The 13,788-nt window shown below is 43.0% G+C and carries 10 protein-coding genes, 2 pseudogenes and 1 other annotated feature; all 12 genes and pseudogenes read right to left on the reverse strand.

Annotated elements, in window-relative coordinates; translation table 11 throughout:
- The 12 genes and pseudogenes from mutS to DQQ01_RS09160 all read right to left on the reverse strand — a co-directional run bounded on the left by mutS (position 1) and on the right by DQQ01_RS09160 (position 13,772).
- Entirely contained in the window at positions 1-2,676 is a 2,676-nt protein-coding gene (mutS, locus tag DQQ01_RS09100) for a DNA mismatch repair protein MutS (protein ID WP_111919767.1), read from the reverse strand.
- Positions 2,677-2,683: 7 nt separating this feature from the next.
- Positions 2,684-4,159, reverse strand: a complete 1,476-nt coding sequence (gene miaB / locus DQQ01_RS09105; protein WP_111919768.1) for a tRNA (N6-isopentenyl adenosine(37)-C2)-methylthiotransferase MiaB — start codon at positions 4,157-4,159, stop codon at positions 2,684-2,686.
- A gap of 283 nt (positions 4,160-4,442) precedes the next feature.
- A pseudogene (locus DQQ01_RS09110) lies at positions 4,443-4,610 on the reverse strand (MerR family transcriptional regulator); the annotation flags it as partial.
- A gap of 94 nt (positions 4,611-4,704) precedes the next feature.
- Entirely contained in the window at positions 4,705-4,941 is a 237-nt protein-coding gene (locus DQQ01_RS09115; RefSeq protein WP_111919770.1) for a kinase, read from the reverse strand.
- A 21-nt stretch (positions 4,942-4,962) separates the two neighbouring features.
- Complete coding sequence (locus tag DQQ01_RS09120) at positions 4,963-5,436, reverse strand: LURP-one-related/scramblase family protein (protein ID WP_111919771.1); 474 nt, start codon at positions 5,434-5,436, stop codon at positions 4,963-4,965.
- 27 nt (positions 5,437-5,463) lie between these two features.
- Entirely contained in the window at positions 5,464-7,743 is a 2,280-nt protein-coding gene (locus DQQ01_RS09125) for an adenosylcobalamin-dependent ribonucleoside-diphosphate reductase (RefSeq protein WP_111919772.1), read from the reverse strand.
- A gap of 107 nt (positions 7,744-7,850) precedes the next feature.
- Positions 7,851-8,624 (reverse strand): ABC transporter ATP-binding protein, encoded by a 774-nt coding sequence (locus tag DQQ01_RS09130; protein WP_111919773.1) that lies wholly within the window; start codon positions 8,622-8,624, stop codon positions 7,851-7,853.
- Positions 8,625-8,628: 4 nt separating this feature from the next.
- A pseudogene (locus tag DQQ01_RS09135) lies at positions 8,629-9,506 on the reverse strand (ABC transporter permease).
- 19 nt (positions 9,507-9,525) lie between these two features.
- Positions 9,526-10,542: an ABC transporter substrate-binding protein gene (locus DQQ01_RS09140; RefSeq protein ID WP_111919774.1), complete on the reverse strand. Its 1,017-nt coding sequence runs from the start codon at positions 10,540-10,542 to the stop codon at positions 9,526-9,528.
- Between the two features lie 142 nt (positions 10,543-10,684).
- Positions 10,685-10,928 (reverse strand) — a binding site (T-box leader).
- A 68-nt stretch (positions 10,929-10,996) separates the two neighbouring features.
- Positions 10,997-13,246: a glycoside hydrolase family 3 protein gene (locus DQQ01_RS09150; protein WP_111920879.1), complete on the reverse strand. Its 2,250-nt coding sequence runs from the start codon at positions 13,244-13,246 to the stop codon at positions 10,997-10,999.
- 101 nt (positions 13,247-13,347) lie between these two features.
- Entirely contained in the window at positions 13,348-13,527 is a 180-nt protein-coding gene (locus DQQ01_RS09155; RefSeq protein WP_111919775.1) for a DUF4153 domain-containing protein, read from the reverse strand.
- A 35-nt stretch (positions 13,528-13,562) separates the two neighbouring features.
- Positions 13,563-13,772: a helix-turn-helix domain-containing protein gene (locus tag DQQ01_RS09160; RefSeq protein ID WP_111919776.1), complete on the reverse strand. Its 210-nt coding sequence runs from the start codon at positions 13,770-13,772 to the stop codon at positions 13,563-13,565.
- Positions 13,773-13,788 lie beyond the last annotated feature (16 nt).

Below are 13,788 nucleotides of genomic sequence, written 5' to 3' on the forward strand. Positions count from 1 at the left end.
TCACCATCTGTTTTTCAGCTTGTTTTGAAGCCGGTACAAAATATTCAGGGCATCTACAGGACGCAACTCGTCCACCTGAATGGATTTTAATTCCTCCAGCACATCATCATCTTTGACGGTATCGAAAAGAGAAATCTGCTCCATATCCACTTCATCATAATGTACCACCGGCTTTGCCTTTGGTTTTCTGTTTTCGGAAGCAATGTTTTTTACCGTTGCTGTAATGTCCGCACTGACCAATTCCTCTACCAGTTCCTTTGCCCGGTCAATGACCGTGTCCGGCACTCCGGCAAGCTTGGCAACCTGAATTCCATAGCTTTTATCCGCACCGCCTTTTACAATCTTTCTCAAAAATACAATGTCATCGCCACGCTCTTTTACGGCAATGCAATAATTGTTTACACCTGCAAGTTTACCTTCCAGTTCCGTCAGTTCATGGTAATGGGTGGCGAACAGGGTTTTCGCCCCCAAAAGCCTTGTATTGCTAATATGTTCAATGACTGCCCACGCAATGGAAAGCCCGTCAAAGGTACTGGTTCCCCTGCCGATTTCGTCCAGAATCAAAAGGCTCTTGGACGTAGCATTTCTGAGAATATTGGCAACCTCTGTCATCTCCACCATAAAGGTACTCTGCCCGCTTGCCAAATCGTCTGACGCGCCTACACGGGTAAAAATCCGGTCCACAATTCCGATATTTGCTTTGTCAGCCGGAACAAAGGAACCAATCTGTGCCATCAGCACAATCAGCGCAGACTGGCGCATATAGGTGGACTTTCCTGCCATGTTTGGTCCCGTAATAACAGAAATCCGGTTCTTTCCATTATCCAGATACGTGTCGTTTGGGATAAACAGATCATTGGAAATCATTTTTTCCACTACCGGGTGACGACCGTTTTTAATATCAATAACACCCTTAGTATTGATTTTCGGGCGTACAAACTGATTTCGGGACGCAACGAGCGCCAAAGACAAATAGGTGTCCAGACGGGCAATAGCCTTTGCGGTTCTCTGAATCCGCTCTACCTGAGCCGCTACTTCGCTGCGTACTTTTACAAATTCATCATATTCCAGAGCATACAGCTTGTCCTCCGCACCTAAAATCATATCCTCCAGTTCTTTTAATCGCGGAGTAATATAACGCTCTGCATTGGTCAGGGTCTGCTTTCTGGTATAGTAATCCGGCACCATATCCTTAAAAGAATTGGTCACTTCCAGATAGTAACCGAAAACCTTATTGTATTTCACTTTCAAGGTACGGATTCCCGTTTTTTCCTTTTCTGATGCCTCCAGCTCGGCAAGCCAGGTCTTTCCCTTTGTCTTTGCCTCACGGAAATGGTCAATCTGCTCATGATACCCGTCTTTTATAATGCCGCCTTCTTTCATGGCAAGGGGTGGCTCTTCTACAATAGCCGCATCTAAAAGCGCATATAAATCCTGTAGTTCGTCCATTTCCTCATAAATCCGCTTCAGCTCTTCACAGTTAAAAGGCTCTAACAGCTTTTTAATAGGCGGAATCATACCAATAGAAGTTTTAAAGGAGAGCAAATCTCTGGGATTTGCAGACTGATAGCTGACCCGGCTGATTAAACGTTCCAGATCATACACAGGATTCAGGTATTCCCGCAGCTCTTCTCTGTCCATCTCATGCTGATTGATTTCCTCCACAGCGTCCAGACGGGCATTGATTTCCTCCTTATCAATCAAAGGCTGCTCCAGAAAGGTACGAAGCATTCTGGCTCCCATGGCGGTTTTGGTTTTATCCAGCACCCATAAAAGCGAACCTCTTTTCCCTTTTTCCCGCATGGTTTCTGTCAACTCCAGATTTCGTCTGGTGGAGCTGTCAATAAGCATATATTTATCTGTAATGTACGGGGTAATTGCCCGCATATGCTCCAAAGAAGTTTTCTGCGTTTCCAGAAGATAGGAAAAAAGGGCCCCTGCTGCAATGACAGCACAGGCATAGTCCTTTAACCCCAACCCTTCTAAGGTCCCCACATGAAAGTGTTCCTTCAAGGTACGGGCACAGAGCTCGTCATCAAAATACCAGTTTTCCAGTGTGGTAATCGAAATATTCAGACGATTTCTCAATTCGTCCATATCTGCACCGCACATGCAAAAGGCTTCGTTGCACAAAAGCTCTGCCGGAGAGAATTTATAGATTTCATCTGACAGTTTGCGGATATTTTCCACTTCTGTAACCATAAAATCGCCTGTGGTAACATCTGCAATGGCAATGCCAAAACGGTTTGAAAGATATACCACAGACATAATATAATTGTTTTTTGTTTCGTCCAGAGCCTGAGTATTTAGAGTGGTTCCCGGCGTCACCACGCGAATAACCTCTCTTTTTACAATACCCTTTGCCTGTTTAGGGTCTTCCACCTGTTCACAGACCGCTACTTTATATCCCTTGCTTATCAGACGGTTTATATAAACCTCTGCCGCATGAAAAGGAACGCCGCACATGGGCGCCCTCTCCTCCATACCACAGTCTTTTCCAGTCAGGGTAAGTTCCAGTTCTCTGGATACGGTTTGAGCGTCTTCAAAAAACATTTCATAAAAATCACCCAAACGGTAAAATAAAATACAGTCACTGTATTCTTCTTTCGTCTTTACATAATGCTGCATCATCGGTGATAATGATGACACAGTTACATCTTTTATTGAAATTCCCATTGTGTCTTTATCCTACCTTTGTACCCATGTAATAAAAGCCTCTGCACTCGTCCAGACGTACCTGACAGAGCTTCCCAATAAGAGAAGTATCTCCTTCAAAATGCACCACCAGATTATTGGAAAGCCTTCCTGTCATAAGGTGTGTATCCTGGCTGTTCTGCTCTTCCACAAGAACCTCCTGCACGGTTCCCGTGTATCTTGCGGACATGCTTCTTCCAATCTCCTGCACTCTTGCCAAAAGGCGGTCAAAACGGTCTTTTACCACATCTTCCGGAATCTGGTTTTCCATAGCTGCCGCAGGAGTTCCGGTTCTCTTGGAATAAATAAAAGTAAAAGCACTGTCATAACGTACCTTTTCCACTACGTCCACGGTTTCCAAAAAGTCCTCTTCTGTTTCACCCGGGAAGCCCACAATGATATCTGTGGTAAGAGAAATATCCGGCATGGCTTTACGGATTCTTTCCACCAGATTCAGATACTGCTCTTTGTCATATTTCCGGTTCATTTTCTTCAGAATCTCGCTGCTTCCTGACTGCAGGGGCAGATGCAGATGACGGCAGATTTTTTTGCTGTTTTTCATAACTTCAATTAATTCATCAGACAAATCCTTTGGGTGAGAAGTCATAAAGCGGATACGCTCTAAGCCCTCAATTTTTTCTATTTCCTGTAAAAGCTGGGCAAAAGTCATAGGCTCTTCCAGATTCTTTCCATAAGAATTTACGTTCTGTCCCAAAAGCATAACCTCTACCACGCCGTCTGCCACCAGATGTTCAATTTCCCTTATAATATCCTTTGGATTACGGCTGCGTTCCCGTCCCCGCACATACGGCACAATGCAATAGCTGCAGAAATTGTTGCAGCCAAACATAATATTGACACCGGATTTGAATGGATATTTTCTCTCACTTGGCAAATCCTCTACAATTTTGTCGGTATCCTTCCAAATATCAATAACCATACGGTTATTCGTCAGAGCTGCCACCACCAGCTCTGCAAATTTATAGATGTTGTGGGTACCGAAAATCAGATTTACAAAGGAATAACTTTTTTTCAGCTTTTCCACCACCTGAGGTTCCTGCATCATACACCCGCACAGACCTATCATCATATGCGGGTTTTTCTTTTTCAGGCTGTGGAGATAGCCCAAACGTCCGTAAACACGCAGGTTTGCATTTTCCCGTACTGTACAGGTATTGTAAATAACAAAATCTGCATTTTCGTCAGGAGCTTCCACATAGCCAATACGTTCCAACACACCAACCAGCTTCTCAGAATCTCTTGCATTCATCTGACAGCCGAAGGTATTGACACAAAAAGTCAGCCTGCGGTTTAACTCCCTGGATTTTTCTTCTGTAAGCTCCCTTGCTTTTTTCATAAACCAGTACTGACGATATGGCTCTTCTGTGGGGGCTTCTCTTGTCAGGTCAGCGCTTTCTATTAATTTATCTATGTTACTGTCAAAAATCAGTTCTTTATTTTCCATTTTTCATCAAGTCCTTTCAGGGCATTATTTTATAAGTATATAGTATCAGTTTGGAATTTTCAACTAATTTTATCCAAAATCCTTTAGAGGATTTGGCTCTGTCTTTAAATTTCAAAAAAGAAACAGGCATAAAAGAATCACTCTTTCCTGCATTCCGCTGACATGTCAAAATACAAAAAAGAGCGATTCCCTATGCCTATGTTTTATTTCTGTTTATCCGCCCAGAATTCCACTGCCTTTATCAGAAAGGCGGCGCACCCCTTCTGGTTTCTGTCATAATATTCCTGAAATCTGGAGTCTGCTGCAAAACCGCAACCTCTTTCTCTCCATAATAGCGATATCCCGCTTCGTTCACCCGCGCCGGCTTTAACAGATGAATTTCATCATAATACCGCAATGTTCGGGTACTGACTCCTGCCAGTGCAGCAAGCTGGCGTATACTATATTCCATATTTCTCTCTCCTTTCTCTCTGTGTTTTCATCTTATCTGTTTCCGCTGCGTCAATGTCAAGAGAAAAGTGAAAAATATTTTTTGACTGCTGCCCTTAATTCCATTTACTCACAAGTTTTAAAATTTCTTCTTCATAATCCCCAAACAGGTCTTCATGTCTTCCCATATTCCGCACATTGGTTTCCGCACCCCAGACCTGGTCAAAAAACTCCCATACATGATAGGCAACTCCCCTGTATTCAAAATCAAGACTTCCACACCCCTCTTCTTCTGTGTAAGTAAAAGGAAAGCCTTTTTCCTTCAGTAAACTCTGTACTCTCTCTAAGCGCATACTTCCTCCTTCTGAACTCTTTTAAGACTGGCGAGAACACTTTTCCGCATCTATGGCCAGCACCAGCATAACTACATACAGAGCATCTTCTTTGCGTCCGATGTCCATAACATACGTATCCGTCCAGTGGAAAACTTCTTTTCCAATCAGGGCAATACTCATCTGATTGGTATCCTGTATCTCGTAGTTCCATTCCATTACATTTCCGCTTACCCGCCAGCCCATAAAATCAATGTTGTACTTTGGCTTCAGGAAGGAAAATTCCTTCTGTACAGAACCTGCCTGCTCTTCACCTACATATAAGTCAAATCTGGGCATAAAAGTCAATACCTTTTCTCTTACCATGCCCACATACTGTCCGTTGCTATCGTATATTTTCAGACAATGCCCCCAGTCTAACTGTCCTTTAACGGTATAGACAATGTCCCCTTCCTCATTATAAATCTCATAGCTGTCCAGCCATGAAAACATCTTTTGTTTAAAGAGTAGCTTCATACGTTTCCCCCTCTTCTTTCTTTTCTGTCAGTGGCATTTACTCCAGCCACAGCTCTTGCAAATATTGCACCCCTCTTCAAAAACAAGAGGTTCTCCGCACTCCGGACAGTAAATTTTATCTGATTCCTCTCTCTTTGTGACCGCCTTCGGCTTTGGGGCTTTTTTTACCTTTCCTGTTTCTTCCTTTTCACTTCTCTGGCTTAATTCTTCCTGCATCTCTTTATACATATCCATCAATGCATTTCCCACAGCCATTGGACAGCAGGCGCCCTTGCTGGTATCCTTTCTGGTTACTCTGCGAGCCGTATAAGATGGACAGGAACCACTGGAATTCAACTGGTCCACAATGGTTTCAATATCAATCCCACCTCTGGCGCTGATAGAAATCATACGGGAAAGTCCTACCATAAAGTTATTGCACCCACCGGTAGAACCCTTACTTAAATATGTTTCCAAAAGCGCTCCTGTATGAGGATCAAAAAGCGCAATACAGTGCAGACTTCCGCAGCCGGTAATCAGCTTTCTTTTCTTTCCGATGACATCGTCTGACACCATGATAATTTCTCCGCGTTTCAGCCCTTCTCCTGCAGTCACGGTTTTGCTTTCCTTTGCATTTGCATTTAAAATACCGATTCGTTTACAGCCATCACGGAAAATTGTAATGCCCTTTAACCCCTGCTCATAAGCGTATAAGTACAGGCTTTCTGTTTCTTCTACCGTGAAACTCTCCGGTACATTTACCGTAGAACTGATAGATGCATCAATATGCTTTTGCCATACAGACTGCATGTCAATACGCTGCCGGTAATCCAATGTCATAGCTGTCACAAAATAGTCCGGAAGCTGTTTATCATCAGTCAGCTTATGTTCTTTCATATAACTTTCCACGATTTTGGTATACACCTTGTAATAGACATCTGTCCCGTGAAGAGATTCTGTTTTCCGCTCATAATAATTTGCATATACAGGTTCAATTCCCCCGGAAATTCCCAACATGGTAGACAGGGTTCCCGTAGGCGCAATGGTCAAAAGCTGAGAGTTTCTAAGGCCATATTTGCGTACCAGTTCTCTCGTTTTTTCCGTAGTATTGGCAACAAAATATCGCGTTTCCATAATTTCCTCTGCATTACATGCCGGAAATGCCCCCAGTTCCTTTGCCAGTCTTGCGGAAGTAGCAATGGCGGTATCTGCCATGGCAAAACCGATTTTATCACACATCTGCACTGCGTCTTCTTCTCCATAAGTAAGCCCTAACTGAATCAGCGCATCTGCCAGCCCCATAATGCCCAGTCCGATTTGCCTCCATTTGGCAACACTTTCCCGCTGTTCCGGAAGAGGGTGAAGGGGAAGACCTTCCTCTAAAACCTCATTTAATGCCTTAACAGCAGCCTGCACACAGAGCTTAAATCCGTCGAAATCAAAATAAGCCTCCTCGGTAAAGGGATTTTCCACAAATTTTGCCAGATTAATACTTCCCAGAAGACAGCTTCCTCCTGCCGGAAGGGGTTCCTCTGCACAGGGATTCACACCTGCATAAGAAAATTCCTTTGTATTGCTTAACAGATTCCAGTCTGTAATGCGATCCCAGAACAGGGCGCCGGGCTCTGCATAATCCCAGTTCGTTTCCGTAATTCGGCGAAAGAGTTCCCTTGCATTAACTCTTTTTTCAATTACCTCACCTGTGGTTTCTCTTGTATAATGCAGCAGATATTCTTCATTCTTTTTCACTGCTTCCATAAAATCTTCATGGATTCGAATAGAAATGTTGGCTTTTGTCACCTTCTCTAAATCTGTTTTCAGCTCAATAAACTCCATTACATCAGGATGGGAACAATCAATGGAAATCATCAAAGCGCCTCTTCTTCCATTCTGTCCAATCAAAGCCGTCACCAGAGAATACAGTTCCATAAAAGATACTGCACCGCTGGTTTCCTTTGCCGCATTGTTAATCTTTGCCCCCCGTGGACTGAGTTTTGAAATATCCACTCCACAGCCGCCACCATAACTATAGGTACGCGCCAGCTTTTTGGCACATTCAAAAATACTCTCAATCTCATCTTCCGGCGGTGTAATTACATAGCAGTTGGAATATGTTACCTTTCTCCCCTGCTTTTCCAGCCCTCGGTTGGATAAAATTCTTCCGCCGAAAAGAAACTTTTTCTCTCTCATATACCGGCTGATTTCTTCATTTCCGCCGCTGACTCTTAAAAGCCAGTCCTCGAAATCTTCACCCTCTGTACAATATTTTTTCGTCCAGATATCCATTCCAAGCTGGTTCTCCTGTCCCAGCCACTCTTCTACTGTCATAGCACGACCTCCACTATATTTAGTCAACACATACTATGGTAGCACAATATATTGGCTGGTTCAAGCCCATATTTTCCTGTCAAAGAAATGTCAAAATTCTATTTTTCCTAATTCCCGCATTCTATGCTGATTTCATTGAACTTTTCAAGAATATCCTCTATCTTTATCCTCTTTTTTTCTTCTCCCTTGATATCCATAACAGCTTTTCCCTGATGCATCATTACCAGACGGTTTCCATACTGTGCCGCATACCTGAGATTGTGGGTTACCATAACCGCAGTAAGTTTTTTCTCTTTTATAATGCGGTCTGTAAGCTGCATAATCACATCTGCGGTCTTAGGATCCAGCGCTGCCGTATGCTCGTCCAGAATCAGAAATTCCACCGGAGTCATAACAGACATCAGCAGGGACAATGCCTGTCTTTGCCCTCCGGACAAGACCCCTACCTTGACTTGCAGCTTATCCTCCAGTCCAAGGCCCAATTGCGCGAGCATTTCCCGATATTGAGGAATTCTTTTTTTATTTGTTCCTCTTTGCAGTCCAAAGCATTTTCCTTTTTGCTCTGCCATAGACAAATTTTCCAAAATCGTCATATCCGGGCAAGTTCCAAGGGCAGGATTCTGATAAACCCTCCCTATGGAAGCCAGTCTTTGATACTCCTTTACCTGAGTTATTGGTTTCTGGTTCATCAAAATTTCTCCCTTATCCGGCTCCATACTCCCGCATATCAGATTCAGCATAGATGTCTTTCCGGAACCATTACTTCCTACCACGGATACAAACTCTCCTTTTTGAACTGTGAAATTAAAGTCTTCAAACAAACACATCTCATTCACGGTTCCCGGATTGTAATATTTATAAATATGTTTTAATGCAAGCATGCTCTCACCTCTTCTTTTCTGAACGTTCCAACAACAAAACCAGGATTAACACTCCCAGTAAAAAAATTGCGGAAATCATTTTCATTGCCTTTGGTTCAAAGTACCGAATCGCCATTCCTGTGCAGGCCTTATACAGGATTGCTCCTGCAAAAACAAAGGTAGTAACTTTGAAAAATCCACCGAATCTTTTTTTGAAAACCCTTGTAAAAAGCTGAAAAAGACTGGTTCCCACAATCACGCTGGCAAGGCCGATTACCATAGCCCCCGTACCTGAAGAGATATCAAAAACACCCTGCTGCTGACAGAAAACACTACCGCTTAACGCCACAAGCCCGTTAGAAATTCCAAGCCCCAATATTTTAACATTTCCCTTATCCTTTGCCAAAGAAGTAACTAAAAGTTCATTACTTCCCACGGCTCTCAGAAGGTAACCGGAACGTGTTTTGAGATACAAATCCAAACAGATTTTACTCACTGCTGCTATCATAAAAATGAAAATAAAAGCAAAAAAGTCCGGTATCTCCTGATTAAAAATTGTCTTCTTAGAGAATAAAGGCACATTGTTTGAGCCTGCAACTGTAAGATTCACCGTATACAAAGCTGTCATCATAATAATCCCGGAAAGCAAATCCCGTACCTTGCCCTTCACATGGATTACCCCGGTACACACTCCTGCTGCCGCTCCTGCCAGAAAGGACAACGGAAGGGTGAAACAGGGATTTATCCCCTGCTTCAGAAGCATTGCCGTTACTGCTCCGCCCAAAGGAAACTGCCGTCCACAGTCAGATCCGGAAAATCCAGAATCTTATATGTGATATACACACCCAAGGCTAAAATCCCATAAATCAGCCCCTGTTCAAAAATGGTTATTAAAAACTCCATAGCTGCTCCTCCTGTATGCTTACTGTGCCTCTGCAATCTCTGTAAAGACTTCCTCTGCCTCTTCCTTCATGTTCTCCGGAAGTTCAATCCCCAGATTTTCTGCAGTCTTTTCATTGAGGTAAAGACTGCTCTCTGTAAGCAGTTCATATTTCATTTCTTCTGCTTTTGCCTCTCCCTTTAAAATTTTTGCCGCCATTTTTCCGGTTGCTTTTCCCAGATTCACATAGTCTAAACCTTCTGCAGCCAGACACCCCAGTCTTACCTGTTCAATTTCACTTCCAAACACCGGAATCTCCGCTTCCTCTGCCTGTTTTAAAATTGTTGGAAGCGCACTGACTACCGTATTGTCTGTGAGATTTGTCAGGCAATCTACCTTTTCGAGAAGTCCTGCCGCTGCCAGGGAAACCTCTGACGTATTGGTAACACCTGCTGTTTCAATGGTAAATCCGTAATCCGGCGCATACTTTTCATATTGCTTAATACTGTATGCAGAATTTGCTTCGCTTGTAGTGTATAGAATTCCTATGGTTTTTGCCTCTGGCATCAGTTCCCGAATCATCTGAAGCTGTGCTTCAACCGGAAGCTGGTCGCTGGTTCCGGTCACAGCTCCAACCGGCATTTTATCCTCTGTGGCAAGCTCTGCTTCCTCAGGATTTGTAACTGCAGTATAGATTACCGGGATTTCTGCGCTTACTGCAGAATTGTAGGCTGCCTGAGCGCTGGGTGTAGCAATGGCACAGATTAAATCCATATCCTCAGATACAAAATTATCAGCAATCTGTGCGGCAGTTCCCGTATCTGCATCTGCATTGCTCACCTGGATTTTCAGATTTTTTCCTTCCTCCAGCCCTTCTTCCCTAAGCCCTTCCAGAAATCCCTCTCTGCAGTTATCTAAAGAGCCATGTTCTGCAAACTGAGAGATTCCGATTTCATAAATACCTTCCTCTGCCGCTATTTTCTCTGTCTTACCGCAGCCTGTAAGAATTCCTGCTGCCATTCCCATTGCTAATACCATTGCAATTCCTCTTTTTTTCATGTTCCCTATCTCCTTTTTCTTTTTTCAAAAGCTGTTATAACTGTTCTGTGAGAATCGGGCAGGTTCCTGTAACGTTCCCTATACAATAGGATTCCGAAGGAATTTCCTATGCAATAAAAAAACCGCCCCAAGTTAATAAATAACTTGAGACGGTAATAATATACATTACTATCGCGGTACCACTCAATTTGACAAAATGTCCTCTCTCTCACATACCAACATATGCTCCTGATTGATAACGGGTTCGGTTCCCGACGACGCCTACTTTTTTCATTTCGGGCCGCCCTCGAAAGTCCATTCAACTCTAAATTTCATACGGCAATCTCACCGCCTGCCGCTCTCTGTGATTTCCTTTAAAGTTTACTCCTCTTTCTCATCGGTTTCGCTTTTGTTGGTCTTATTTTACGGCTCTTTTTTTATTTTGTCAACTATTTTTTTGTCATAGTAACCATAATTACTGTTCATAATGAAGCCCAAAATTAAGTTCGTAGTAATTTCCAGCTGTATCCCGGTAAGCATACGCTTTTCCATTTTCGTCCTTCATTTCCTCCGGCATATATTGATCTTTATCATATCCCGGTACATCATTCGGCGAAATACACACACCATCTGCATTCACTGCCAGTACGCTGTCATCTTTCGGAAGTGTGATGGGCATCTTTCCTACCGGAGAGAATCTGCCGAAAATCACATCTAAAACAGCGCCTGGATAAGTATCAAAACCAGCCAGTAACGCATCTGCATACGGTTCTGCATTTCCCACCTGCCATGCCAAAGTAAAGTTAATATTTGTCACAACTTTTCCATGATTTGCATGTACTGCCTCTGCAATTTCAGCAAGTTCTTTTACCTTTAAAAGCGTTGTTTCCAGATGTGTTGTCTTCGCCGGTCTGCCCTCCTCATCGACGTCGCAGACTTCTTTTCCGTCACAAATATCCAGTTCCAGATAGCCCGGTGTAGCATTAAAATATTCTCCTGAACTTGGAGATACAAACAAAATCGCCACATCTGCCTCTTCGGGATTCTCAGTCAAAGTAAGCAATGGTTCTTTCTGGAGCTGTTTTTTCAATTCTGCTGTCGCCTTTTCCGCATTTTCCTCAATCTTATGGAAACATCTTGCATAAACTTTTTTATCAGAAATTTTATCAAAAGTCAGCGGCAGAGTCCCATCATTTTTCAACAATACCACGGACTGACGATGTACTTTCTGAGCGTTTTCCCAGTCCTTGGGATTCTTTACAATTTCTGCTGCTTCCTGAGGATTCCGATATGGATTTTCAAACAGTCCCAGCGCAAATTTTTCAGTCAGAGTACGCTCCACAGCCCTTGTGAGCGCCTCCTCAGAAAGGGTGAGCTGCTCAGCCGTATACCCTTTTGGCACTTCGTGTCCCTGTTTTGTATAATAACCTTCCTTCCATCTTCTGTAAGCTTCCTTCGCATCTTCCAAATCATAGGAACCGCTGATAATATCTACACCTGCGTTAATGGCAAGAGCGGCTCTTTCACAGATTTCCAGTTCTTCCACTCCCCATGCCATCATCTGCATAATACCGGAATCGCTGTTGATATACCCCTCAAATCCCATTTGTTCCCTCAACATCTTATTGATAAAAAAATCATTAAATGCAAATCCTACAGGCTTCCATTCAATAGGTCTTCCCTGTAAGTCATACTGTTCCCTGCTCTTTTCTTTTGCCGGCTTTGCATAGTATGGCATAATGGAAGAAGTGTGCTTTTTGACAGCTGTTTTAAATGGGGGAAGGTGGTAAGTTTCCAGACTGTTTTCCGTCTGGTACACGTTCCATTGCCCCTGTTTGTAATGAGGATCGAAGCCGTTCTCTCTGGCGCTCCCTCCCGGAAAATGTTTCACAGTCATGGCGACACCGTCCCGGGTTACCCCTTCTTCGCTGCCTTGAACTCCCGGAATCAGACGTTCTAAAATGTCGCTAATTAACTGAGAATCTTCCCCAAAAGTTCCATAAGTTCTCTGCCATCTGGGATCGGTCATACAGTCTGCCATATACATATAACCCTTTTTCATACCGACTGCGTCCCATTCCCTTCTGATACAGGAAGCAAAATCATCAATCAACCCTGTTCCGGCGCCCTTTACTGCTGCTGCAATTCCCAGTGTCCCCGGCCATGCAGCAAACACACCGGAAGCGTCATTCATACCAAACACAACTTCTCCGTTTTCATTTCTGGAGTTAGAAATGACCAATACAGGTAAAAAATACTCGCTTTCTTCTGCCACACTATTCATCTCATTGATCCAGTCTGCCAGTTCCTCCGGCTTAGGATTTCCTCTTAAAATAAAATGGCGAACTTTCCAGTCCTTTATGGTTTCTGTTGTCCCTACTGTAGAATTAACTGCAAAAATAGAGCTTCCCTTTTCCACAGGTTTCTCGTCTAACAACCCGGTTTCATCTACAAACCCTTTGTCTTCCTGCTCAATTCCCATTTTCCAGGAGCTCAAAAACAACTGACCGATTTTTTCCTCTACAGATAACTCTGCTGCCAGCGCTTTGGCTCTTTCTTTCGGGGATTTTCTCCAATCCTTGTATGTGTTTAATTTCCCATCTCCATTAATATCTCTGAAATACAGTCCTTCTTCACAAATAACCTGTTGATATACAACACCAATCTTCGGTCCGTTTTCATTTTCATAGTAACGGATTTTTTTGCTTGCTTTTTGCTTTTTCATTGTTGTCATAAGCTTCCTCCTTGTCTTGTTGTGTTCAAATTGTAGCATTGTTTGCTCTATCACTTCAAGAAATTCTTTTCTGAAATTTTCTATAAATTTAATTACAACAAAGCTTCCATTGGCAATACGCAAATTCCTGTAAAAACGCTGGTCAGAATTCTTTTTACAGTGAATCCATAGGCAAAAATATACATACCCATTCTGCTCATGGGTTTCTCAAAGACAGCTTTTTCTTCACAAAGTGACTCTATTTCCGGGTCTATTTTCACATAATTTTCCATATACAAGCCTCTTTTCTTCTTTAAAATAAAAGGTTTTACTCCTCTTCTACATATTCTAAAATATCACCCGGCTGACACTGAAGTTCTCTGCACAAAGCCTCTAAGGTTGTAAAACGAACGGCTTTTGCCTTACCGTTTTTCAGGACAGACAGATTCGCCGGTGTAATGTCAATGGCCTTTGCCAAATCCCCGGCGCTGATTTTTTTCTTTGCCATAACCACATCTAAATTTACTACAATAGGCATGTTGCCACTCCCTTTC

Source organism: Blautia argi (genome assembly GCF_003287895.1).
GTDB lineage: Bacteria > Bacillota > Clostridia > Lachnospirales > Lachnospiraceae > Blautia > Blautia argi.